Below are 21,099 nucleotides of genomic sequence, written 5' to 3' on the forward strand. Positions count from 1 at the left end.
TGAATGGCTCTGGTCCTACAACAATGAGCGCCCAAACATGGGCAACGGCGGGATGACACCCGCACAGAAACTGAGAATGGCCGCGTAAATTCTACGACCAAGCCCCCACAAAAATGGGGGGATTACCAAGGCAGCATCATATCGACAGCTTGCAGATCGGATCGATCGCTCCGTGAAGGCAATCGAGTACAAGCACCAGAACATCAGCGCCGTGCTGAAGGCGTTGCCCACGGACGCCGCGCCGCTCTTCATGCTGGCAGGAGGTCCGGGGCAGGCGCTGACCGGTGATCCGGGGATTCTCGCCCTGTTCCAGCCGAGCCTTCTCGGCCCCATCCTCGAGACCCGCGATATCGTGCTGATGGAGCAGCGCGGCACGCTTCGATCGCGGCCCTACCTCGATTGTACCGAACTCTGGACTGCGCAGCGCGAGGCGGTTGAAAGCGGTCTGGACGACGATGCGGGACGCCTCATCCTGCGAGAGCGCGTCAGCGCCTGTTTCGAGAGGCATGGCGCGGCAGGTGTCGACCTCGCCGCCTACAACACGATCGAGAACTCCGCCGACGTGAACGACGCGCGGCTTGCGCTGAGATACGAGCGGATCGTCTACTACGGCGAATCCTACGGCACCGAGCTCGGCCAGACGGTCATGCGCGACTTCCCCGAGATACTGGAGGCGATCGTACTTGACGGTACCGGCTCGCTTACCTCGACGGACTGGAGCGCACAGCGCTCGAGTTTCGCGCAGTGGGGCATCGACAACCTGACCGCACTGTGCGCCGAGGATGCCGAATGCGCGGCAAGCTATGACATCCCCGCGCTTCTGGATGCGGCCCTCGCCCTGTTCGACGACGGGCCGATCAAGACGACCTACACAGTGCCGGATCAACCAGACGTCACCTTCGATCTGACTCTGACGCAGGGTGAATTCGCATCCTACCTGCATGAGCTGCAGACCCAGAAGTTCGGCGCGATGGCCTTTCCGGCGCTCCTGAACGCTTACGTCACCGAGGGGCGCGACCGGATCGCGGCCGACATGGCAGCGCAGCGCGGGGCGGAACTTCTGGCCGATCCTGCCGCGATGGATGCTGAGATGGCGATCCTGATGCATGCGGCGATGGTCTGCACGGATGACCCGCCGCGGGCGGCCGACGATGTGCTGACCGACGGCGTCGGCCTGTACGAGCAGCTCTTCGCCCGCGAAAGCGCCGCCCTCTATGTCGAAGTGTGCGACATTCTGAACCTGCCGCAGCTACCCGCCCGCGCCGACGACCTGGCGACGACCGATGTGCCGACCCTCGTCCTGAGCGGCGGGCTGGACGTGCAGACACCGTGGTATGTCAGCCAGCAGGTCGTGGATGCGCTGCCCAACGCCAGGCATGTGATTTTTCCCGCCGGGTTCCACGTTCAGGTCATGAACATCAATCAATGCGCCATCGCGATCATGCGGGACTTCGTCCTGGACCCCGCGGCGCCGCCTGACCTGACCTGCGTGACCGAAACAGAACCTCTGCCGTTCATGCGGCCCGATCTCAGCATGCCCGAAGGAGACTGAGCCCCACTTGACCGACATGCTGACGACGCTGCCGTCGTGCTGTCAGTTCAGCCGCCACAAAGTCCTCGTCATTTCACGCGCAACCATCTAGATATCAAGGCAATCGTTTGCATCCACTGCAGTTCCTGAGGGCCATGCGCACCGAAGTAATCATGCACGGTCGTACGGAGACCCTGGCTACACACATGCTGGACACCTTTGGCATGGCGCCCGAACGGTCGCGCGAACTCTGGCGCCACGTCGTAGACGGCACCTTCGCGCTCGAGGGGCCCTTCACGCCCGAGCGCGGCCATCGCGTGAAGGCGCAGGCCTGGTTTCTCGACGAACTGCTGCTTGCCGCGCTGAAGGCCGAGGCCAACGTCGTCGACCGCACGCAGGACTTGATCGACAGAAACCCCACGCCAGTGGTCAAGGTGCGCATGTACCGGTCGGGTTACAGCCTGCTCATCCATGGCGACGACCAGAGGACGCTGGGTACCGGCGCCATCCACTTCATCGACCACGACCGGGCCGCAAGACAGATCTCGACCAACCATGAACAGTTCACGCTGGCAGTGCCCTATCACCTTCTTGGCTATGATCCGTCCGCACATCCGGCCGTGTTTAGCATCGGCATCGACACCCCGCGCGGGCGGATACTGCAGGCGGGCCTGGGCCTTATGCTGCAGGAGGCGCAATACCTCGAGCAGGGCGACGCCGCCGGCCTTGCCGCAGCGGTGAGCGGGCTCTTGCAGGGCATCGTCGCGGGGGGCATGGACAGCGAAAGGGACGGCCCAACTCGTCGGGCGCGGATCGCGGCGATGAAGGTGTTCATCGACAAGAACCTTCCCGACCCCGATCTGGGGATAGACATGCTGCTGAAGGCCTTCGGGGCCTCGCGGGCGACCATCTACCGCGACTTCGCCGAGGACGGCGGCCTGCAACATTACATCCTGACGCGGCGCCTTCAAAGGGCATATCGCATCCTGTCCGAGGCGCCCCAATCGCGTGGTGCAGTGCAGGACGCAGCCGACCGGACCGGCTTCGCAACGCTGGCCCATTTCAGCCGGAGCTTCCGTGATCAGTTCGGCGAACGTCCAAGCGACGTCCTCGGGCAGTGGCACCAAAGGGACGATCGGGCGCAGATCGGGGTCGGCCACGCGGCGGGCGGGTCCAATCCGTTGCCCGGCCCGGTGGCGGCGCTGCAATGGGCCTACAAGCGTTTCAGCTAGGCCGCCTCCGGTCGTGCCGGGTCGCTGAGACACGCGGACAATCGAAATTGCGAGTCCCGTCTAACGACGCGAGAGACACGTTTTCGTATGTTCGTCCCGTGGCCTCTGGAGACTGCCCCATACTCTCGCATGTATTCGACCTCACGACATCCGTTGTTACCGGGGTGGTCGTCCATCTAGGGCCAGACACATGAAACAACTGCGGCGATCGCTGCTCGGTCAAAGCAACTGAAGAGACTGATCCTCCCTTCGGTTCTGAAGAACCAGTATGTGGAAAGCAGAACTGCAGGGGGATTTTCTCTTCTGATCGCCGCCGACCAACCTCTGAAACCAAGGTGATCCGAAAAGAGCGGCGTGATCCCGGGTGATCTCACGCGGACTGCGGCCCGCCGTCATCAATACCCAAAGACTCCACGGAGACTCTCATGACACTTGTACGTTCAGTCACCGCGGCGATGTTCGCACTCTGCCTGCCGGCGGCCGCGATCGCGCAGGCCGGTCCTTTCACCGCCGAATGCCCGCTTGGCAATACCGTCGTCTCCGACGGCGCCGGCTACATCACCGTCAACGGCAATCCCGCCAGCGTCGAGGGTTTCAACGCGGATTACTACGAGGCCCGGGCGAACGGCATCACCTTCAGCATCGCGCGCAGCGGCGCCGACTGGCTCGTCTCCTACACTGGGCCAAACCGCGCCAACGGCATCTGCACCGTCCGCGCCTCGGGCGAGGGGGCGGGCGCCAACGACGGCGGCGGCGCCATGGCGGGCTCTGGCACCGACTACTGGCGCGTCAACGTGCAGTCGACGCTCAACATGCATTCCGAACCCGCGACCTCGTCGCCGACCTTCGCGCAACTCCAGCGCGGCATGGTCGTGCGGAACCTCGGCTGCGAGCAGCACGAGGGCCGGACGTGGTGCATGGTTCCGATGGCGCCGAACGATGGCGCCTCGATCGGATGGGTCGCTACGGAGTATCTCGTTCCTGCCTCTGGTCCCGCCGCGGCGGTCGATCATACGGCACCGTCCGCGCCGCACACGCAGTCGGTGCGTGTCCGCTTCGCGCCGGGCAACAGCGGAACCGAAGAGAGCGGCACGCTATCGCCAGGCACGACGGTCCGCTACGTGCTCGGCGCGCAGAACGGCCAGATTCTGGAGGTGAGCTTCTCGGGCACCGATCCCAACATCGACTACCGCATCCTCATGCCGAATGGACATGTGCTGCTCGACGAGGTGCAGGCCAGTCTGCCCTACCAAGGCTCGCTCTACATGAGCGGGGATCACGTCGTGGAGGTCGTCAATCGCGGCTCCGGTTCTGCCGTCTACCGGGTATATCTGGGCATTTACTAGGGCAGTAGCTGCGGCCTTCGTGGATGCGCCTGCGCTGGCTGTCGCTTCTGGTGTGTTGCCCCCATTGATGCATGGACGGGGATGGGGTGGTTTGCGAGGCGCAGGATGTCATGGCGGCAGGCGAGGGGATCGAAACCATCCTCTCGCTGCGGCAGGCATTGCCGAAGATGCCGATGATCTCGGGACTTTCGGCTGGCCATCTCTCCGCCATCCAGTTCTCCCCGCATCTGCGCAGGCTCTATATCGTCCGCGACAACGATCCGGCAGGTGACGCCGCGCGGGACAGCCTGGTGGACCGGACCATCGAGACCGGGATCGAGGCGATCACGCTTTCGCCCGTGCTGGGGGATTTCAACGACGATCTCGTCAGCCTCAGCGGAGCCTACGATCCCGAGGCGCTGGCCCGGCTGATCCGGGGTCTGTCCGGATGATCCCAGTCCCGGCAAACACCCGCGTGTGGCTGGCGGCAGGCGTGACCGACATGCGGCGCGGGTTCACCACGCTGGCGGCCCAGGCGGAGACCGTGCTGAAGCAGGACCCGTTCGCCGGGCACATGTCCATCTTCCGGGGCCGTCGTGGTGATCTGATCAAGATCATCTGGTGGGACGGTCAGGGCGCGTGCCTGTTCGAGCCAAGCGCCTGGAGAAGGGCCGGTTCGTGTGGCCGTCGGCGAAGGAGGGCAAGATCGCCCTGACTCCGGCGCGAGCCGGGCGATGCTGCTGGAAGGGATCGACTGGCGTCTGCCGCGGCGTAGCTGGACGCCGCTCAAGGCGGGATAGACCGCGCACGACAGCATGTTCGCGATTCCTGTCTCACCCTTGTTTTGGTATGATTGGCCATGCTGGAGGTGACCAAATTCCTGCCCGAAGATCCCGAGGAACTGCGGGTGTTCACGGCGCTTTTGCTGGCCGAAGTGAAGTCGCAGGCGACGCTGATCGAGAAGTTGCGCCACCAACTCGCCAGTCACCGCAGCCATCGCTTTGGCGCGTCGTCGGAGACCATCGAGCAGCTTCAACTGGCGCTCGAGGCAACCGAGATCTCTATCGCCAGGATGACTGCAAAGCTGCGCCTGCCGGACGAGGAGGAGAAGGACAAGCCGAAGCGGCAGGGCGTCTGTCAAAGGTCTTCGTCTCATGATAGGAGGTTCCTTCTCGCATCACTCGCACGCGCGCAAGGTAGCTGCTGCTGCCATTCTTTCGCTTGCGTATACAGATCGAACCCATGATGACCTCCTGACTTGGTACATGGGAATCCTATTTGGTACATTGTACCAAGTGCAGCGTCGAAATCGGCGTTTTTGGTACAGAACAGGCCGGAACGAGACGAAGCGAGGTGCAGGCAAGTGGCTGATAAAATTAAAAAACAAGATTTATCAACGGCTGCCCGTCTTTCCGTTGCACCTATGATGGATGGTATCGATTGTTTCCTAATTTCAATTAGTTGCGTCGCGTCGTGTGCAGCTGGTGTTCATGTTCTGATCGTGTGATTGCGTGGGATTTCGCACGTTAGGCGAAGGCCCAAAGACCGGCCATGCGTTACACAGCATCAAGCGGATCCCCGATCGCCTCGGGAGTAGCGGAAGCGCCTGCGGTTTCCCGCAGGCGCCATTGATCACTCGCTGCGAACCACCTCGCTGTAGGCGCCGCGCAGTTGCAGCGTGATGGTCACGTCCGCATCGTCGCGGTTGCGCCAGAACCAGCCGTGCTCGCCCGGGAAGGGCGCCTCGATGCTGCCCTCGCCGGATGTGGCGCCGCGGCCCCGGTCGTAGTCAATGGACTGCCCCTCGCCATGTGCGTGCAGGTCGAAGTTGATCCGGCCGCCCTCTGCGACCCACGCGTATTCGGCGACATCACCCGCGGCCATGACGAGCTTGACCTCGGTCGCCGCGTCCGGCGCCAGAGTGAAGGTGAGCGTGTCGGTCCAGGCTTCCTGCGCATGGGCCGCGCCGACGAAGAGGCCGAAGATGCCGTCGATGACGCTCGAGGATTGGTCACCGCCGTGGATCGCTTCGTCTTCGGCCGCTTCACGGGCGAGCTGCTGCTTGATCTCGCCCATTTCGGTGAGGCCGAGGACATTGCCCATCCCGGTCGGGTCGATCCCGTATTCGGCGGGCAGGTAGACGCCGACCCCGATGACGGCCGCGCCGATCACGGCGGCGATGGTGGAGCGCCGCAATTGCCGGGGCGTCGGCAGGAGGGCTGGATCGGGCTTCTCCGCGTTCAGTTGCATGGTGGCGCGCATTTTTTCGATGATTTGCATTTCGTTTTCTCTTTATGCGGCCGCAAGAAAGCCGTTGATCTGGTAGACGGTGAGCCAGAGGCCAAGGCCCACCATGATGACGTTCGCGACCACGGCCTGGCTCATGAACCGCTCGGACCGGCGCCAGTAGCCCATCACGACGAGGATCACGAACAGGGCGAGGATCTGGCCCACCTCGACGCCGACGTTGAACGCCAGCAGGTTCCAAAGAAGGCCATCGTCCGAGATGTCGTATTCGATGATCTTCGAGGCGAGGCCGGTGCCGTGGAACAGGCCGAAGATCAGGGTTGCGGCCTTGGTGTTCGGCTGGACTCCGAACCATCTCTGGTAGGCGCCGAGGTTGTCGAGCGCCTTGTAGACGACGCTGAGGCCGATGATCGCATCGATGATGTAGGCGTTGATGCCCCATCCCCACCAGACACCGGCGAGCATCGTCACCGAGTGTCCGACCGCGAAGATGCTGACATAGATGGCGACGTCCTTCATCCGATAGAGGAAGAACACGACCCCCAGAAGGAAAAGGATGTGGTCGTAGCCCGTCACCATGTGCTTGGCGCCGAGGTAGATGAAGGAGATGACGTGCACCCCCCAAATTTCCTGGATGTAGCCCGCGTCACCGGGGGTGACGTCATGGGCGAGCACCTGCGCCACGCTGGAGGCGTAGAGCGCAAGGGCTGTCAGAAGGATGGCCGTTACGCGTCGCGACGCGAGCGTGCACAGGCCCGTCGAGTTGGAACTCATGAAATGGTCTCCGTTCGTGCGATTGAATGATCGGTGAAGCAGCGCGCAGCGCGCGGCGCCGATCAGGCACGCGGAGGTCGTTCGATCCTGAATGTGTGGTGCCCGCCGCCCGGCGAGGCCTTGAGCCGCCACGCATCCCGGTAGGCGGAGGTCGGATGGCTCCGGTCCCCGAGCGCCAGGAAAGCCTGACCGTGGTCGTGGTCGGCCACGTCATGGCTGTGACCGTGCATCGCCCAGTAGAGGTCTTCCTCGAACCCGTGCGAATGCCCGTGATCCGCGATCATCTCGAGGTGATCCTGGATGGTCTCGAAGACGGTCGGCGCATGGGTCGCTGCGGGCGCAACGGACCAGACGACCAGCGCCGCGCACATAAGCGCCGCGAACGCATGTCGTCCGAGTGTCGCCAAAAATCTCATCGGTCCTTGCCTGCTTCGCCCGTGACTGCTCGCGGCCCTTCGGGCCATCTTGTTCTATCCCCCCAGGGGGGATAACGTCTTTCTATGACAAAGCCCCATGTCCACGCAACCCATCCCGCCCTGATCGCCCGGCTGAAACGCGCCGAAGGTCATCTGCGGGCCGTGATCGGCATGATCGAGGAGGGCAAGCCCTGCCTCGAGATCGCGCAACAGCTTCAGGCGGTCGAGAAGGCCGTGATGAACGCCAAGCGGGCGCTGATCCACGACCACGTGGATCATTGCCTCGATGCCGAGCATTCGGCCGCCGATCGTGACGAACTGAAGGCCATCTCCCGATACCTCTGAGGTTACCCCCGTGCTGGAAGTCCTTGCCGACCGTACCTATCGCCATCTCTTCGCAGCGCAGGTCGTGGCACTGCTCGGCACGGGGCTGGCCACGGTGGCGCTGGGGCTTCTGGCCTATGATCTCGCCGGGGATGGGGCTGCGATGGTCCTTGGCACGGTCTTCACCATCAAGATGGTGGCCTATGTCGGCATCGCTCCCATCGCCGGGGCTTTTGCGAACCGGGTGAACCGTCGGGCGCTTCTGGTTGCGCTGGATCTGGTGCGGGCGGGTGTCGCGCTGTGCCTGCCCTTCGTCACCGAGGTCTGGCAAGTCTATGTCCTGATCTTCCTGCTGCAATCGGCCTCGGCGGCGTTCACGCCGACCTTCCAGGCGACCATCCCGGACGTGCTACCCGACGAGGCGCGCTACACGCGGGCGCTGTCTCTGTCGCGGCTGGCCTATGACCTTGAGAATATTGTCAGCCCGATGCTGGCCGGGCTTCTTCTTGCTATGGTGAGCTACTATTCCCTCTTCCTCGGAACGGTGGTGGGGTTTGCGGCTTCCGCGGTGCTGGTCGTCTCGGTCCTGCTGCCTTCGCCGAAACCGTCCGAGCCGCGCGGCGTCTACGACCGCACCACGCGCGGCATGCGCATCTACCTCGCGACGCCGCGCCTGCGCGGACTGCTGGCGCTGAACCTCGCCGCCGCCGCTGCGGGTGCGATGGTGCTGGTGAACTCGGTGGTGCTGGTCCGCAGCACGCTGGGTCTGGACGCATCCGCGCTGGCCTGGACCCTGTTCGCCTTCGGCGCGGGCTCGATGCTGGCCGCATTTGCGCTGCCGAAACTGCTCGACCGCGTGTCGGACCGGCCGGTGATGGTCGCAGGCGCCGCGCTCATGGTGCTGACGCTCCTTGGTCTCGCCGGAGAGGTCGCCGCCCTTGGGCTAACCTGGCCCGTCCTCCTTGGCGCGTGGCTACTTGTGGGCCTGGGGTATTCGGCGGTCCTCACACCCTCCGGCCGTCTGCTGCGGCGTTCCGCCCAAGCAGAAGACCGCCCCGCGCTCTTCGCCGCCCAATTCGCGCTCAGCCATGCCTGCTGGCTTGTGACCTATCCGCTTTCCGGCTGGCTGATGACGCAATTCGGACCGGTCGCGGCCCTCGGGACGCTTGCGGCGCTGGCAGGCGTCGGCGCGCTATCGGCTCTGCGCCTCTGGCCAAAGGAGGATCCAGAGATCCTCGAGCACAGCCATGACAACCTTCCGCTCGACCACCCCCATCTCAAGGGTGCGCGGCGTCACGCGCATCCCTTCGTCGTGGACGACCAGCATCCCCGCTGGGCGTCACAGCTCTGAGGGACCCTCAACGCGTGCCCCTGAATGTCATGCAAATTCAGGCTGCCTGATAGCTTGAGAATGTCTCTGTCGTGCCGTCACGACGGATCAGGTAGACGACATAAGCCTCTCGCTGCGACTCCGGGCCCATGCCGGGGGACCCATAGGGCATGCCGGGCACTGCGAGGCCAACCGCGTCTGGGCGCTCGTCCAGCAGACGGCGTATGTCGGCAACGGGCACGTGGCCCTCGATCATGTAGCCATCTACGCGACCCGTATGGCAGGAGACCATCTCCTGCGGGATGCCGTTGTCCAGCTTGTAGCGCATCAGAAGCGTTCCCCCGCTCGCCTCGGTCGTGACTGCGAAACCGTCGTTTTCGAGGATCTCGATCCAGGCCGAGCAGCAGCCGCAGTTTGGGTCCTTCATCACGTGGATCGCCGGTCCGGCGCCTTGCGCCAGAGCCCTCAGGGGCGACGCAGCCGCCAGCGCAGCTGTGCCGATCAGGAGCTTGCGGCGGGAAAACATGTCTTGGGTCATCTGATGTTCCTTTCGAGGTTGGATGTGTGGGCTGGCAGATCAGAGGTCGACCCGCCTGAGCCGCAGGGCGTTGGTGATCACCGAGACCGACGACAGGCTCATCGCCGCCGCCGCGATCATCGGCGAGAGGAGAAGGCCGGTCACGGGGTAGAGCAGTCCTGCTGCGATGGGGACGCCGAGAGCGTTATAGGCGAAGGCGAAGAACAGGTTCTGCTTGATGTTGCGCAGGGTGGCGCGGGCCAGCTTGCGCGCCCGCACGATGCCCATCAGGTCGCCGCCCAGCAGGGTGATGCCTGCGCTTTCCACCGCAACATCGGCCCCGGTGCCCATGGCGATGCCGACATCCGCGGCGGCCAGCGCGGGCGCGTCGTTCACCCCGTCACCCGCCATGGCGATCTTGTGGCCGTCGCGGCGCAACTGGTCGATCAGGTCCTTCTTGGCCTCGGGCAGGATGCCTGCGCGCACCTCGTCGATGCCGAGCTTGCCCGCCACCGCCTGCGCCGTGCGTTCGTTGTCGCCCGTCGCCATGATCACCCTTAGCCCTTGGGCATGAAGTTCCCGAATGGCCTGCGCGGTACTCTCCTTGATCGGGTCGGCGACCGCCACGATGCCGACGAGCACGCCGTCAAGAGCGACGAACATCGCCGTCTTGCCCTCGGCGCGCAGGGTGTCGGCCTTTGACTCGGCCTGCGCAGTGTCGAGCCCCATCTCCCGCATCATCGCCGCGTTGCCGAGCGCCACCGCGCGCCCTCCGACGCGGCCCTGCACGCCCTTGCCGATGACGGCGTCGAAGTCCGTGGCCTCCTGACGCGGCGCACCCTGCGCCTCGGCTCCCTCGACGATCGCCTCAGCCAGCGGGTGTTCCGAGCCACGCTCCAGCGCTGCGGCCAGCGACAACAGGTCGGTCTCGGTGACGTCCCCGAGCGTAACCGTATCGGTCAGCTTCGGCTTGCCCATGGTCAGCGTGCCGGTCTTGTCGACGATGAGCGTATCGACTCCTGCCATGCGTTCCAGCGCCTCGGCGTCCTTGATCAGCACGCCCGACTGGGCCCCGCGCCCCGCGGCCGTGGTGATGGAGATCGGTGTCGCAAGCCCCAGGGCGCATGGGCAGGCGATGATCAGCACCGACACAGCCGAAGCGATGGCGAAGACGAGCGCGGGCTCTGGGCCGAAGATCGTCCAGACGACGAAGGCGACGATTGCGATGACGACCACGGTCGGCACGAATACCGCCGAGACCCGGTCAGCCAGACCCTGGATCGGCGCGCGCGAGCGCCGCGCGTTCGACACCATCGCGACGATCTGCGCCAGCACGGTATCGGACCCGACCTTGCCCGCCTCGATCACCAGAGAGCCGTTCTTGTTGATCGTGGCCCCGGTCACAGTATCGCCCGGCCCCTGCTCCACTGGCATCGACTCGCCGGTCAGCATGCTCTCGTCCAGGGATGATCGGCCCTCGATCACGACACCATCGACCGGAACCGCGTCGCCGGGACGGACGCGCAGCCGGTCGCCCTCCATGATGTTTTCGAGCGGCGCGTCATATTCCGTGCCATCGGGCAGGATGCGCCGCGCGGTCTTCGGCGCCAGATCCAGAAGCGCGCGGATCGCATCCCCGGTGCGTTCTCGCGCTCGGAGTTCCAGCACCTGGCCCACGAAGACCAACGCGACGATCACCACCGCCGCCTCGAAATAGGTGCCGACGCCGTGGCCCATCCGGTACTGTTCCGGAAACACCCCCGGCAGGAACGTCGCGACGAGCGAGTAAAGGTAGGCCGCCGCCACGCCGATGCTGATCAGCGTCCACATGTTTGGGCTGCGGTTCACAATGGAGTCCCAGCCGCGCCGGAAGAAAGGCAAGGCGGCCCAGAGGATGATCGGCGTTGCCAGCACGAACTCGAGATAACTTGCGGTCTGATGCCCGATCCAGTCGCGCACTGGCAGCGCGACCAGTTCCCCCATCGTCAGGATGACGAGCGGCACCGCCGCCGCCGCCGAAATCCACATCCGACGCGTGAAGTCGGTCAACTCCTCGCTGGGTTCGTCCGATGGGACCATCGGCTCCAGCGCCATGCCGCAGATCGGGCAGGACCCTGGCGCATCGCGAACGATCTCCGGATGCATCGGGCAGGTGTACTGGACGTTGGCCGGAGCAGCCTTCTTCTGCCGGGCGGCCCGGCCCGAAGCGTAGAACCACGGATCCGCCTTGAACTTCGTCTGGCACTTCTCCGAGCAGAAATGAAAAGTCTCGTCCTGGAACTCGGCGTGACGCCCGTCCGGCTTGACCGCGACCGTCATCCCGCAGATCGGGTCCTTTGCGGTATTCGCCCCCGCCGGAATGTCGGGCGCCGCGTGATGATGCTCGTGCTCCATGGTCTGCCAGCCTTTCGATCTCTTGTTTCAGCTTGCCGCTTCCAGCCGTTGGAAGCTCAAGCTCTTTTCAATGGTGGTCGTGAGCGCCTTCCAGGGCGGGATTCCGTGCGAGGAAGATTCCGACGAACAGGAACACCAGCGCCATGCCGATCGCACCCAGGACGACGATCAAGGGGTCGGACTGCCATTTCATCGCGGCGAAGGCGGCCAGCACCACGGCATCAAGTGCGATTGCCGTCAGCAACACCCAGCCCCGAGCGCCGATTTCTTCGCGCAGATGCCGGAACACGCCGAAATGGATGATCATGTCCATCACCAGATAGAAGAAGGCCCCGAGCGAGGCGATGCGGCTGAGGTCGAAGAAGACCGTCAGGAAGCCTGCGATCACGACGGTGTAGACGAGTGTGTGGTCCTTGATCGTGCCTGGCATCCCGAAATGGCTGTGCGGGATCATCTTCATGTCCGTCAGCATCGCCAGCATCCGCGAGACGGCAAACACGCTGGCGATCAGGCCCGAGGCAGTTGCCACCAGCGCAAGCGCCACCGTCAGGTAGAAGCCGGTTTGCCCGAGGGCTGGTTGGGCCGCTTCAGCCAGCGCGTAGTCCTTCGCCGCCACGATGCGATCGAGCGGCAGGCTGGAGCCGACCGCGAATGCGACCAGCAGGTAGACGACGACGCAGATGGCGATGGACAGGACTATGGCCCGGCCCACGTTCCGATGCGGATTGGTCACCTCGGCGCCGCTGTTGGTGATGGTCGTGAACCCCTTGAAGGCGAGAATGGACAGCGCGACCGACGCCACGAACCCACCCGCACGAAAATCTCCGCCCGACGCTTCGAACGAGATGCCGCTGGCCCACAGACCGGCCGCCCCGAACAGCGCAATGCCGCCCACCTTGAGAATGGCCATGATAATAGACAGCAGCCCGACTGACCGGTTGCCAGAGACGTTCACGAGATAGGCGAAGACGATCAGCCCCACGCCGAGGACCGGCACGAGAATGCTGTCCGGATCGCCGCCGAAGGCTCGCAGGGTGTAGGTTCCGAAGGTGCGAGCGACGAGGCTTTCGTTGATGACCATCGACAGCGCCATCAGGAGAGCTGCGCCCGCCGCGACCGTCGTCGGTCCGTAGGCTTTCTTCAGGATCATCCCGATGCCGCCCGCAGACGGGTATGCGTTCGACATCTTGATATAGGTGTAGGCGCTGAAGGCGGTCACGATGGCGCCGACGACGAACGAGAGCGGGAAGAGAGGCCCGGCGAGTTCGGCGATCTGGCCGGTCAGCGCGAAGATGCCCGCGCCGATCATCACGCCGGTGCCCATGGCTACCGCACCAGGAAGGGTGATGCTGTTCTTCTGGTACTCGCTTCCGGTCATGGATTTCCCTTTTCAGGCTTTTGCCGCATGGCTACCCAAAGCAGTGGCAGGCCCGTCAAGAGGCCGAGGCCAAGTACTGCCCATGTCGCCCGGCCCAGATCTCCGCTCACCGCCTCGCCGCCGAAATGGGCCAGCAGGAAGCTTGCCGGGATGATCCCCGCCAATGTTGCGAAGGCGAAACGCCAGGCGTGCAATCGGCTCAGTCCGGCCGCGTAGCTGATCATGTCGAAGGACACGAAGGGCATCAGGCGGCTGGCAAAAACCGTCGCTGTCAACGCGGTCTGCGAGCCGAGAAGCCCGGCATCGACGCGATCACCGAACACCCGCCGCAAGACATCATGCCCCAGAACCCGTGCGAGACCGAAGGCGATCAGCGCCCCGAGCTCGGCGCCGATGACAACCTGCACGGTTCCCCAGAGATGTCCGTAGGCCGCTCCGGCCGCCAGTGCGATCGGCGCGCTCGGGATTGGGCTGGCCACGACCGCGATGGTCATAAGCGTGACGATCAGGACCGGCCCCCAGAGACCCGCACGCGCCACCAGCGTTTCCAGACGCTCGGGCTCCAGGAGGCTGCGCGCCTCGGCGAACACCGAAGGCGCGAACTGCCAGACAGCGAGCAGTCCGATGCCGAGGATCGCAAGGCCCGCGAGAATGGTGACGCGCAGGCTCATCTCAGACCGCCGCGACGGCCTTCGCCAAGAGGTCGCGCACCTCGCCCGCCACGGCCGTCAGTTCGGCGTTCTCAATCGCCTGCATCGACGCCACAGGATCGATGGCGCTGACTTCCACGCCACCGTCGACCTCGCGCAGGATGACGTTGCATGGCAGCATCGCACCGACGCGCGGTTCGATCCCGATGGCCTGATGCGCCATCTTGGGGTTGCAGGCGCCGAGGATGCGGTAGGCGGGCATCTCGACATCTAGCTTCTTCTTCATCGTCGCCTTGACGTCGATCTCGGTCAGGATGCCGAAGCCGTGGTCGGTGAGGGCCTTCCGCGCGCGAGCGTCGACGTCGTCGATACCGGCGTCGGGGAACATTCGATTGATCGTGTAGGTCATTGCCAACTCCTTTTTTCTATTTCCGAAGATACTTGATCAGCGCTGCTATGGCCAAAACCAGCAGCACGAGGATCAGCAGGCCGAAGAGCCAGCCAAACCCCATTCCGAAACCCATTCCGGGGCCCATTTCGTTCCAGTTCATCATCTCTTCCTCCTGATTTTTACCCGCAGGGTGCGTCTTTTGGCCGGCCCTCACGACAACATGGGGCAGGACAGACCAGGATCGGTGCCGGGCGGGGCGCCCTGTCCGGACGCCCCGCCGGGATCAGACGGACGCCGTGACCGCGAACTCGGTCATCATCCCCGTCGCAAGGTGCGGCATGTGGTGGCAATGCAGCATCCATCGGGCGGCCTCACCGACATCGAGGGCGACATCGACCATCGACATCGGTGGCACGTGAACCGTGTCGCGCAGTGCACCGGCGACCCGACGCCCGTTCAGCCCGACGACCTGAAACACATGGCCGTGCAGATGCATCGGGTGGGCCATCATCGACATGTTGTGGAACGACAGCACGACCCGCTCACCGCTGCGTGCGGTGATCGGCTGGTGCTGGCCCCAGACGGTCCCGTTGATCGTCCAGACATAAGGTTGCATCGAACCGCCCAGCATCAGCATCTGGCTGCGGTCCACGGGTCGATCCGGCAGAGCCTCCAGCGCGATGAGGCGCGCCTCCTGCGCCAGATCGGTGTCGAACGCAGGTGCTGCGGTCTCCGCCATGGCATCGAGGCGCCGGACCTCGGCACCCTGCGTGGCGAGGATCAGGCCGGTGCGTTCCCGCGCGCCTTCCCGCAGTGCGAGGATCGGCCAGGCGCCGCCTTCGTTCGGCAGGTCGATCTCGATGTCGAGCCGCTGGCCCATCGCCAGCCCGAACCGCGAGCCCCCGAAAGGCTGGACAGCGTGCCCGTCCACCGCGACCAGCCGCGCCTCGGCACCGCCGGTGTCGATCCAGAATACCGTCGCCGCGGCGGCGTTGATGACCCGAAGCCGGATGCGGCCACCGCGCTCGACCTGGACCACCTCCGGGTCCGACAGGGTCCGGTCATTGGCGAGATAGGCGTCCCAGTCATAGTCGTTCAGGTCCATGGCCATGCCGCCCCTCTGGCCGCCCATACCCATCATCCCGCCCATTCCGGGCATGTTGCCCATCGGCATGCCGCCCATGGCGCCGTGGCCCATGGCTCCGTGATCCATGCCCTGCATCGCCCCCATACCTCCCATGGGTGCGCCTTGATCGGGCACTGCACCGGCAGCATGGCCTGCGCCGTGTCCGCCGCCATGGCCAGCGCCGATTTCGGCGAGAACCTCCTCGGGAGACTTGAACGAGAAGTCATGCAGGAACATCACGACCTCCTGCCGGTCGGCGGTCAGGTCCTCCGGCGAGCGCACGATCAGCGGTGCTGCCAGAAGCTGCATCTCCTGCGTCGGCACATGGCTGTGCATCCAGTGGGTGCCCGGCCGGGTCTCGAAGTCGTAGGATCGGGTCTCACCCGGGGCGAGAAGGGGCATCGGCATGTCGGGCACGCCGTCCTGCGCATTCGGCGGGATCTGGCCGTGCCAGTGGATGATGGTGCCGACATCGAGATTGTTGGTCAGATCGACCCGGAACCTCTGGCCGGGGTCGAGGATCAGTCCCTGACCGCCGGGGCCGGCAAGCCCGAAGACCGTGGCAGCGCGACCGTCGATGTCGAGCGTGCGCGTCGCAGCGGAGAGGCTGATCGGTGCCACCGCCTGCGCAAAGGCGATGCGGGGCATCTGTGCAGCGCCAATGGCGGCCGCACTTGCGGCAAGAAAGCCGCGTCTTGAAAGCGTGTTCATTGTCGTCTCCTCGGGACTTATGTCCCGTTCATCAATACCGATGGGACGCCGCGGGCGTCGGCCCGGGCGCGCTCAGAGGAGACGGAGTTTCGGAGGACGTTCGTTCAGTCCCGGCGCGCGGCTGACGTGGATCGCCTCGGACGGAACGTCGTGACTGGTGGTGCCGTGGGCGTCCTCGGCTTCCCCTCCTGCCGACGTCAGGAAGGCCGAAAGGCCTGCGCAGACGAACTCGCACATCTCGGCGTCGGCCGACCCACAGTGCTCTCCAGCGTCACAGCCGAGGCCCGAAATGACCGGAGAGTGTATCATGTCGGCGACATGCATCGCGTGATCCACACCGGAATTCATGCTCATGCGTGTCGCATGCGCGGAGGTCACCGTCGTCACCACGGTGATCGCGAGTATGGCAAGCATGGTGACGACACGTTCGAGCATGCTGCAAAGATAGGCATTGCTCACGAGAATGTCCATTGTCGCAGGCGCCTCGCCGCTGGCACAACGTGATCTCGACCAAACGCGAATGTTATTCCGCAGTGATCGGGGACAGACGTCTTGAAAAAAGCTCTCCGAAATACTGTCGGGATCGGTCTGGTCGTCGGAGGTGTGATCCTCGCGGTCTTTGCTGGCTGGCGTTATGCCGGTACCGCATCCACCGCCGTGGCGTCGGCGGACATCATCGCGCAAGGACGCCAGATCTATGCGGATCAGTGCGCCGCCTGCCACGGCGCGGAACTGGAGGGCCAGCCGGACTGGCGCTCGCCGCTTCCGTCCGGCCGGTTGCCGGCGCCACCCCACGACGCCAGCGGCCATACCTGGCACCATCCTGACGACGTCCTGTTCCGGATCGTCAAGGAAGGCACCGCCGCCGTGGTCGGCGGCGGATACGAGAGCGACATGCCCGGCTTCGCAGACGTGCTGAGCGACGCGGACATCCGCGCCGTTCTCGACTACATCAAGAGCACATGGCCAGAGCGCGAGCGCCGATACCAGGAGAGGGTGTCGGAGGCAAACTGACATTCCCCATGGTCGTCGGCTGCTACTCGCGCGAGGCCCGTTCGCAGACCGAGTAGAGGAACGTCGCCGACCAGGTCAGCACCATGAAGCCGCCGAGCGACTGCATCATGTTGACCATCCGTATCGGCCCGCTTGCCTCGATCTGCGTGTACCCGAGCGTGGCGAAGTTGACGCCGGAGAAGTAGATCAGGCCGCTCCAGCATGGGTCGTAGCTGCCGTCGAGGCCTCCCACGCCCCAGCCCTGCAGCGCCCTGTAGACTGCGGCGAAAGCCAGGATTTCAATCGTGTGGAGCGCGAGCAGCCCGACGAACGCCACCATGATCGCGCCTGCGGTCTCTCGTTCGAGTTCGGCTTCATGCCCCGGACGGCCAATAGCCCCGTAGTGGTGCGCGACCAGAGGGCGGCCACCAGCGCGAAACCGAGCAGAAGCCCGATTCCAGTTGCAGCATGTTGAGCACTCGCGGCGGAACAGTACCCCGAGGTTTATGTTCTCAGCGCTCGGCCCTGCCGCATGGCAGCGGAACCATCGCCCTGCCGATGATCTGATCTCAGGCCTCACGTTCCGGATCAAACGCAAGAAGCCGCAGCGCATTCAGTGTGACGAGCACCGTCGCGCCGGTATCTGCAAGGATCGCGATCCACAGCCCGGTAATGCCGAGGATCGTCGTCACCAGAAACACCGCCTTAAGGCCGAGCGCGATCGCCACATTTTGCCTGATGTTCGCCATGGCTGCGCGAGCAAGGCGAACCTTGCCGGCCACATCGGTCACGCGATTGCGCAGGATCGCGGCGTCGGCGGTTTCAAGCGCGACGTCCGTTCCGGAGCCCATGGCAACTCCGATGTGGGCGGTGGCGAGCGCAGGGGCATCGTTGATGCCGTCGCCCACCATCATCACGCGGTCCCTGGCGGTCATCTCACGGATCGCCGCGACCTTGCCTTCGGGCATCAATTCGGCGCGATGGTCAATGCCCAGCCCAGCGGAAATGGCTGCTGCCGTGCGCCGGTTGTCGCCGGTCAGCATCACAGACGCGATGCCAAGCGCCTTGAGTTGCTGCACCGCGCGGGCGGCATCCTCTCGGGGTTCGTCCCGGAGCGCTACGAGTCCGACCAACTGGCTCCGGCGGAAGACCGCGACGACTGTCTTGCCTTCATCTTCCATGCCGACCACCGCCCCGAGCGCGTGGTCGTCCAACACACCGCGCTCCCCGGCGAACCGTGGAGAGCCCACCCAGGCGGTTTCACCCTCAACGACTGCTTCGGCCCCTTTGCCCGGAAGCGCTTTGGCGGCGGTCGCGGCCAGGAACGGCGCTCCCGCAGCTTCCGCGCGGGACAGGATCGCCTCCGCCAGAGGATGGCTCGACCCCGCTTCGACGGCGGCAGCCAGCGCCAGCACCTCTGTCTCCGATCCCGAGATCGGCACCACGTCCGTGACGCGCGGCCGTCCGTTGGTCAGGGTTCCGGTCTTGTCGAATGCGACATGCGTGGTGGCCGCCGCGGCCTCGATCACGGCGCCTCCTTTCATCAGCAGCCCGCGACGCGCGCCTGAAGAAAGCGCAGAGGCGATGGAAGCCGGTACCGAGATCACCAGCGCGCAGGGGCATCCGATCAGGAGAAGCGCGAGCGCCCGGTAGATCCACGTATCCCAGCCTTGCCCGAACGCGAGGGGCGGGACGATGGCCACCAGCACCGCAACTCCGACGACGGCCGGCATGTAGATGCGGCTGAAACGGTCGATGAAGCGCTCGGTCGGGGCCCGGGCGCTTTCCGCTTCCTCGACCAGCCGGATGATACGGGCAATGGTGTTGTCCTCGGCCGACTTGGTGACCCGAACACGCAGCGCCGCCTCGGAATTGATGGAGCCGGCAAAGACGGAGGCACCGGGTTCCTTCAGCTTCGGCACACTCTCGCCCGTGACGGCGCTCTCATCGACGCCCGAGGTGCCCTCGATGACTTCGCCATCTGCCGGGACCCGGTCGCCCGGGCGCACCAGAACGATCTGGTCCACCTGCAGCTGGTCGGCCGGTATCACCCGAGTCCGGCCGCCGATCTCCAGGATCGCGGTCTTCGGCACCAGACGAGCGAGCGCCCGGATCCCGTCGCGGGCCTTGTTCGCCGCAACACCTTCGAGAACCTCCCCGACGGCGAAGAGGAAGACGACGAGCGCCGCTTCCTCGGCGGCGTCGATGACGAGCGCGCCGCTGGCGGCGATTGTCATCAGCATCTCGATCGTGAACGGCATCCCCACTCTGGCGGACGCGACAGCGCGGCGTGCGATAGGGGCGACACCAATGAGCGTCGCGAGGATGAATGCCCACGTTGCCACATCCTGGGAGGCGAGCAGTTTCACGGCCCATGCCGCCGCGAGGAGGAGACCGGTGCCGATCACCAGTCTGCCCTTCGCGGTCTGATACCAACGCGAACCGGGCCCGGGACCGCTCTCGGGCCCTGTCGATCCAGCGTTGGGCTCGAGTCCTGCGGCATCTCGCGAGCCGTCCGCACGGGACGCTTGCTCATCGTCCGGCAGCACGAAGCCTTTCCGATCGGGGCTCGATCCTTTCGCCGCGATCCCGTAGCCGAGCCGCTTGACGATTGCTTCGATCTGGTTGCGAGGGGTCTGCCCTTCATCCAGAGTCAGCCGAAGCCGCTCGGTCATCAGCGCCACATCGACGTCGCTCACGCCAGGCAGGCGTTCGACCGCACCCCGGACCTTGCCGGCGCACGACGCACAGTCCATCCCGGAAACCGTCCATTCGTAGGTTGCACTGTCGTTCGCCGTCATCACGCCCTTCCAACCCGCCCAGCGGGCAACATTGTATTTGCTGAGTCGGGAACCTAAGGTCTCTAGTAGCTATAGCTTCAAGAGGAAATCTGATGCTCACCATCGGAAAATTGGGCGAAGCGGCCGGCGTGAAGGTTCCGACGATCCGCTACTACGAGCAGATCGGGCTCCTGCCGGAGCCAGATCGCAGTGCCGGGAACCAGCGGCTCTATGGGCAGTCGGCACTGGATCGGCTAGCCTTCATCCGCCATGCGCGGGAGCTCGGTTTTCCGCTGGACGCTATCCGAGACCTTCTGAGTCTCTCTGACAGACCCGATCAATCCTGCGCAGCCGCCGATGTCATCGCCAGGGCGCAGCTGGCCGAGGTTGAAAGCCGCCTTGCGCGCCTGACTGCGCTGAAAGGCGAACTTGAGCGCATGGTCGTGCAATGTGCAGGCGGTCGGATTGCCGATTGCCGGGTCATTGAAGTTCTGGGCGACCATTCGCTTTGCGCAACCGATCACCAGCATCCGGAGAGCGAGGCGGCATCGTGAACGCACCCGGCACCCTCGCCATCTACATCGGTGCCGCTCTGGCCGAGATTGCGGGCTGCTTTGCGGTCTGGGCATGGATGCGGCAAGGCGCGAGCGCGCTCTGGTTGGTCCCCGGCCTCCTGAGCCTGGCCGTCTTCGCTTGGCTCCTGACCCTTGCCCCCTCCGATTTTGCGGGGCGGGCCTACGCAGCTTATGGCGGGGTCTATATCGCAGCCTCGCTCCTCTGGCTGTGGCTCATCGAGAAGCAGCGCCCGGACACTTGGGACCTGACAGGTGCCGCAATCTGCCTCGCCGGTGCGGCCGTCATCCTGTTGGCGCCGAGGGCGGCTGGTGGATGATCGGGGGTGCTCTCCAAGATCAAGGCAGCCGACTGCCGCTCATCGTTGCCGACATCACGATAGAGCCAACCTTTGCGGACGGACTCCC

General features: G+C 64.8%; 22 protein-coding genes and 2 pseudogenes. 11 read left to right on the top strand and 13 right to left on the bottom strand.

Annotated elements, in window-relative coordinates:
* Positions 1-172: 172 nt before the first annotated feature.
* From J7359_RS08815 to J7359_RS08840, 6 genes and pseudogenes are all read left to right on the top strand, one after another.
* The gene (locus J7359_RS08815; protein WP_209056279.1) at positions 173-1,552 is read left to right on the top strand and encodes an alpha/beta fold hydrolase; all 1,380 of its coding nucleotides are present in this window, start codon (positions 173-175) and stop codon (positions 1,550-1,552) included.
* A gap of 134 nt (positions 1,553-1,686) precedes the next feature.
* Complete coding sequence (locus J7359_RS08820) at positions 1,687-2,763, top strand: helix-turn-helix domain-containing protein (protein ID WP_209056280.1); 1,077 nt, start codon at positions 1,687-1,689, stop codon at positions 2,761-2,763.
* Positions 2,764-3,188: 425 nt separating this feature from the next.
* Positions 3,189-4,109: an SH3 domain-containing protein gene (locus J7359_RS08825; protein ID WP_209056281.1), complete on the top strand. Its 921-nt coding sequence runs from the start codon at positions 3,189-3,191 to the stop codon at positions 4,107-4,109.
* A gap of 101 nt (positions 4,110-4,210) precedes the next feature.
* Positions 4,211-4,474: pseudogene (locus J7359_RS08830) on the top strand (toprim domain-containing protein); the annotation flags it as partial.
* A gap of 62 nt (positions 4,475-4,536) precedes the next feature.
* Positions 4,537-4,888 (top strand): annotated as a pseudogene (gene tnpB, locus J7359_RS08835) (IS66 family insertion sequence element accessory protein TnpB).
* A 59-nt stretch (positions 4,889-4,947) separates the two neighbouring features.
* Positions 4,948-5,334 carry a transposase gene (locus J7359_RS08840; RefSeq protein ID WP_209056282.1) on the top strand — a complete coding sequence of 129 codons (387 nt, stop codon included), beginning with the start codon at positions 4,948-4,950 and terminating at the stop codon, positions 5,332-5,334.
* 386 nt (positions 5,335-5,720) lie between these two features.
* On the opposite strand, the gene J7359_RS08845 is transcribed toward J7359_RS08840, so the two are convergent.
* From J7359_RS08845 to J7359_RS08855, 3 genes are all read right to left on the bottom strand, one after another.
* Positions 5,721-6,368, bottom strand: a complete 648-nt coding sequence (locus tag J7359_RS08845) for a transmembrane anchor protein (protein WP_247740288.1) — start codon at positions 6,366-6,368, stop codon at positions 5,721-5,723.
* 12 nt (positions 6,369-6,380) lie between these two features.
* Positions 6,381-7,109: a HupE/UreJ family protein gene (locus tag J7359_RS08850; protein WP_209056283.1), complete on the bottom strand. Its 729-nt coding sequence runs from the start codon at positions 7,107-7,109 to the stop codon at positions 6,381-6,383.
* 62 nt (positions 7,110-7,171) lie between these two features.
* Positions 7,172-7,525 (bottom strand): hypothetical protein, encoded by a 354-nt coding sequence (locus J7359_RS08855; RefSeq protein WP_209056284.1) that lies wholly within the window; start codon positions 7,523-7,525, stop codon positions 7,172-7,174.
* An 84-nt stretch (positions 7,526-7,609) separates the two neighbouring features.
* Here J7359_RS08855 and J7359_RS08860 point away from each other — a divergent pair, with 84 nt between their 5' ends.
* The gene (locus tag J7359_RS08860) at positions 7,610-7,870 is read left to right on the top strand and encodes a metal-sensing transcriptional repressor (RefSeq protein ID WP_209056285.1); all 261 of its coding nucleotides are present in this window, start codon (positions 7,610-7,612) and stop codon (positions 7,868-7,870) included.
* 10 nt (positions 7,871-7,880) lie between these two features.
* Positions 7,881-9,200 carry an MFS transporter gene (locus tag J7359_RS08865; protein WP_209056286.1) on the top strand — a complete coding sequence of 440 codons (1,320 nt, stop codon included), beginning with the start codon at positions 7,881-7,883 and terminating at the stop codon, positions 9,198-9,200.
* Positions 9,201-9,237: 37 nt separating this feature from the next.
* Here J7359_RS08865 and J7359_RS08870 read toward each other — a convergent pair whose 3' ends face one another.
* The 8 genes from J7359_RS08870 to J7359_RS08900 all read right to left on the bottom strand — a co-directional run bounded on the left by J7359_RS08870 (position 9,238) and on the right by J7359_RS08900 (position 16,817).
* Complete coding sequence (locus J7359_RS08870) at positions 9,238-9,717, bottom strand: DUF411 domain-containing protein (RefSeq protein WP_209056287.1); 480 nt, start codon at positions 9,715-9,717, stop codon at positions 9,238-9,240.
* Positions 9,718-9,756: 39 nt separating this feature from the next.
* Positions 9,757-12,090: a heavy metal translocating P-type ATPase gene (locus J7359_RS08875; protein ID WP_209056288.1), complete on the bottom strand. Its 2,334-nt coding sequence runs from the start codon at positions 12,088-12,090 to the stop codon at positions 9,757-9,759.
* A 67-nt stretch (positions 12,091-12,157) separates the two neighbouring features.
* On the bottom strand, positions 12,158-13,468 hold the full coding sequence (locus J7359_RS08880) for an APC family permease (protein WP_209056289.1): 1,311 nt from the start codon (positions 13,466-13,468) through the stop codon (positions 12,158-12,160).
* Positions 13,465-14,139, bottom strand: a complete 675-nt coding sequence (locus tag J7359_RS08885; protein ID WP_209056290.1) for a VTT domain-containing protein — start codon at positions 14,137-14,139, stop codon at positions 13,465-13,467. The genes J7359_RS08880 and J7359_RS08885 overlap by 4 nt, the downstream gene beginning before the upstream one ends.
* A 1-nt stretch (position 14,140) precedes the next feature.
* Positions 14,141-14,527 (bottom strand): DUF302 domain-containing protein, encoded by a 387-nt coding sequence (locus J7359_RS08890; RefSeq protein WP_045681285.1) that lies wholly within the window; start codon positions 14,525-14,527, stop codon positions 14,141-14,143.
* A 16-nt stretch (positions 14,528-14,543) separates the two neighbouring features.
* Positions 14,544-14,672 carry a hypothetical protein gene (locus J7359_RS20150; RefSeq protein WP_280113654.1) on the bottom strand — a complete coding sequence of 43 codons (129 nt, stop codon included), beginning with the start codon at positions 14,670-14,672 and terminating at the stop codon, positions 14,544-14,546.
* A 120-nt stretch (positions 14,673-14,792) separates the two neighbouring features.
* Positions 14,793-16,346 carry a multicopper oxidase domain-containing protein gene (locus tag J7359_RS08895; protein WP_209056291.1) on the bottom strand — a complete coding sequence of 518 codons (1,554 nt, stop codon included), beginning with the start codon at positions 16,344-16,346 and terminating at the stop codon, positions 14,793-14,795.
* A 72-nt stretch (positions 16,347-16,418) separates the two neighbouring features.
* Positions 16,419-16,817, bottom strand: a complete 399-nt coding sequence (locus J7359_RS08900) for a hypothetical protein (protein ID WP_209056292.1) — start codon at positions 16,815-16,817, stop codon at positions 16,419-16,421.
* A 186-nt stretch (positions 16,818-17,003) separates the two neighbouring features.
* On the opposite strand from J7359_RS08900, the gene J7359_RS08905 reads away from it, so the two are divergent.
* On the top strand, positions 17,004-17,360 hold the full coding sequence (locus J7359_RS08905; RefSeq protein ID WP_348524366.1) for a cytochrome c: 357 nt from the start codon (positions 17,004-17,006) through the stop codon (positions 17,358-17,360).
* Between the two features lie 22 nt (positions 17,361-17,382).
* On the opposite strand, the gene J7359_RS08910 is transcribed toward J7359_RS08905, so the two are convergent.
* Both J7359_RS08910 and J7359_RS08915 read right to left on the bottom strand, forming a co-directional pair.
* Positions 17,383-17,679, bottom strand: coding sequence for an ion channel (locus tag J7359_RS08910; protein WP_209056294.1), 297 nt, complete (start codon positions 17,677-17,679; stop codon positions 17,383-17,385).
* A gap of 229 nt (positions 17,680-17,908) precedes the next feature.
* The gene (locus tag J7359_RS08915) at positions 17,909-20,140 is read right to left on the bottom strand and encodes a heavy metal translocating P-type ATPase (protein ID WP_247740289.1); all 2,232 of its coding nucleotides are present in this window, start codon (positions 20,138-20,140) and stop codon (positions 17,909-17,911) included.
* Between the two features lie 92 nt (positions 20,141-20,232).
* On the opposite strand from J7359_RS08915, the gene J7359_RS08920 reads away from it, so the two are divergent.
* Together J7359_RS08920 and J7359_RS08925 are read left to right on the top strand one after the other, a co-directional pair.
* Positions 20,233-20,673, top strand: coding sequence for a helix-turn-helix domain-containing protein (locus tag J7359_RS08920; RefSeq protein ID WP_045681275.1), 441 nt, complete (start codon positions 20,233-20,235; stop codon positions 20,671-20,673).
* Complete coding sequence (locus J7359_RS08925; protein ID WP_140197623.1) at positions 20,670-21,011, top strand: YnfA family protein; 342 nt, start codon at positions 20,670-20,672, stop codon at positions 21,009-21,011. Before J7359_RS08920 ends, J7359_RS08925 begins: the two co-directional genes overlap by 4 nt.
* Positions 21,012-21,099 lie beyond the last annotated feature (88 nt).

Source organism: Paracoccus sp. R12_2, assembly GCF_017744015.1.
GTDB lineage: Bacteria > Pseudomonadota > Alphaproteobacteria > Rhodobacterales > Rhodobacteraceae > Paracoccus.

Excerpts from the sequence above, each read along its gene's own strand:
- J7359_RS08820 (WP_209056280.1), top strand. The coding sequence starts at position 1,687 with ATGCGCACCGAAGTAATCATGCACGGTCGTACGGAGACCCTGGCTACA.
- J7359_RS08825 (WP_209056281.1), top strand. The coding sequence starts at position 3,189 with ATGACACTTGTACGTTCAGTCACCGCGGCGATGTTCGCACTCTGCCTG.
- J7359_RS08840 (WP_209056282.1), top strand. The coding sequence starts at position 4,948 with ATGCTGGAGGTGACCAAATTCCTGCCCGAAGATCCCGAGGAACTGCGG.
- J7359_RS08845 (WP_247740288.1), bottom strand. The coding sequence starts at position 6,368 with ATGCAAATCATCGAAAAAATGCGCGCCACCATGCAACTGAACGCGGAG.
- J7359_RS08850 (WP_209056283.1), bottom strand. The coding sequence starts at position 7,109 with ATGAGTTCCAACTCGACGGGCCTGTGCACGCTCGCGTCGCGACGCGTA.
- J7359_RS08855 (WP_209056284.1), bottom strand. The coding sequence starts at position 7,525 with ATGAGATTTTTGGCGACACTCGGACGACATGCGTTCGCGGCGCTTATG.
- J7359_RS08860 (WP_209056285.1), top strand. The coding sequence starts at position 7,610 with ATGACAAAGCCCCATGTCCACGCAACCCATCCCGCCCTGATCGCCCGG.
- J7359_RS08870 (WP_209056287.1), bottom strand. The coding sequence starts at position 9,717 with ATGACCCAAGACATGTTTTCCCGCCGCAAGCTCCTGATCGGCACAGCT.
- J7359_RS08875 (WP_209056288.1), bottom strand. The coding sequence starts at position 12,090 with ATGGAGCACGAGCATCATCACGCGGCGCCCGACATTCCGGCGGGGGCG.
- J7359_RS08880 (WP_209056289.1), bottom strand. The coding sequence starts at position 13,468 with ATGACCGGAAGCGAGTACCAGAAGAACAGCATCACCCTTCCTGGTGCG.
- J7359_RS08885 (WP_209056290.1), bottom strand. The coding sequence starts at position 14,139 with ATGAGCCTGCGCGTCACCATTCTCGCGGGCCTTGCGATCCTCGGCATC.
- J7359_RS08890 (WP_045681285.1), bottom strand. The coding sequence starts at position 14,527 with ATGACCTACACGATCAATCGAATGTTCCCCGACGCCGGTATCGACGAC.
- J7359_RS20150 (WP_280113654.1), bottom strand. The coding sequence starts at position 14,672 with ATGATGAACTGGAACGAAATGGGCCCCGGAATGGGTTTCGGAATGGGG.
- J7359_RS08895 (WP_209056291.1), bottom strand. The coding sequence starts at position 16,346 with ATGAACACGCTTTCAAGACGCGGCTTTCTTGCCGCAAGTGCGGCCGCC.
- J7359_RS08900 (WP_209056292.1), bottom strand. The coding sequence starts at position 16,817 with ATGGACATTCTCGTGAGCAATGCCTATCTTTGCAGCATGCTCGAACGT.
- J7359_RS08910 (WP_209056294.1), bottom strand. The coding sequence starts at position 17,679 with ATGGTGGCGTTCGTCGGGCTGCTCGCGCTCCACACGATTGAAATCCTG.
- J7359_RS08915 (WP_247740289.1), bottom strand. The coding sequence starts at position 20,140 with ATGACGGCGAACGACAGTGCAACCTACGAATGGACGGTTTCCGGGATG.
- J7359_RS08920 (WP_045681275.1), top strand. The coding sequence starts at position 20,233 with ATGCTCACCATCGGAAAATTGGGCGAAGCGGCCGGCGTGAAGGTTCCG.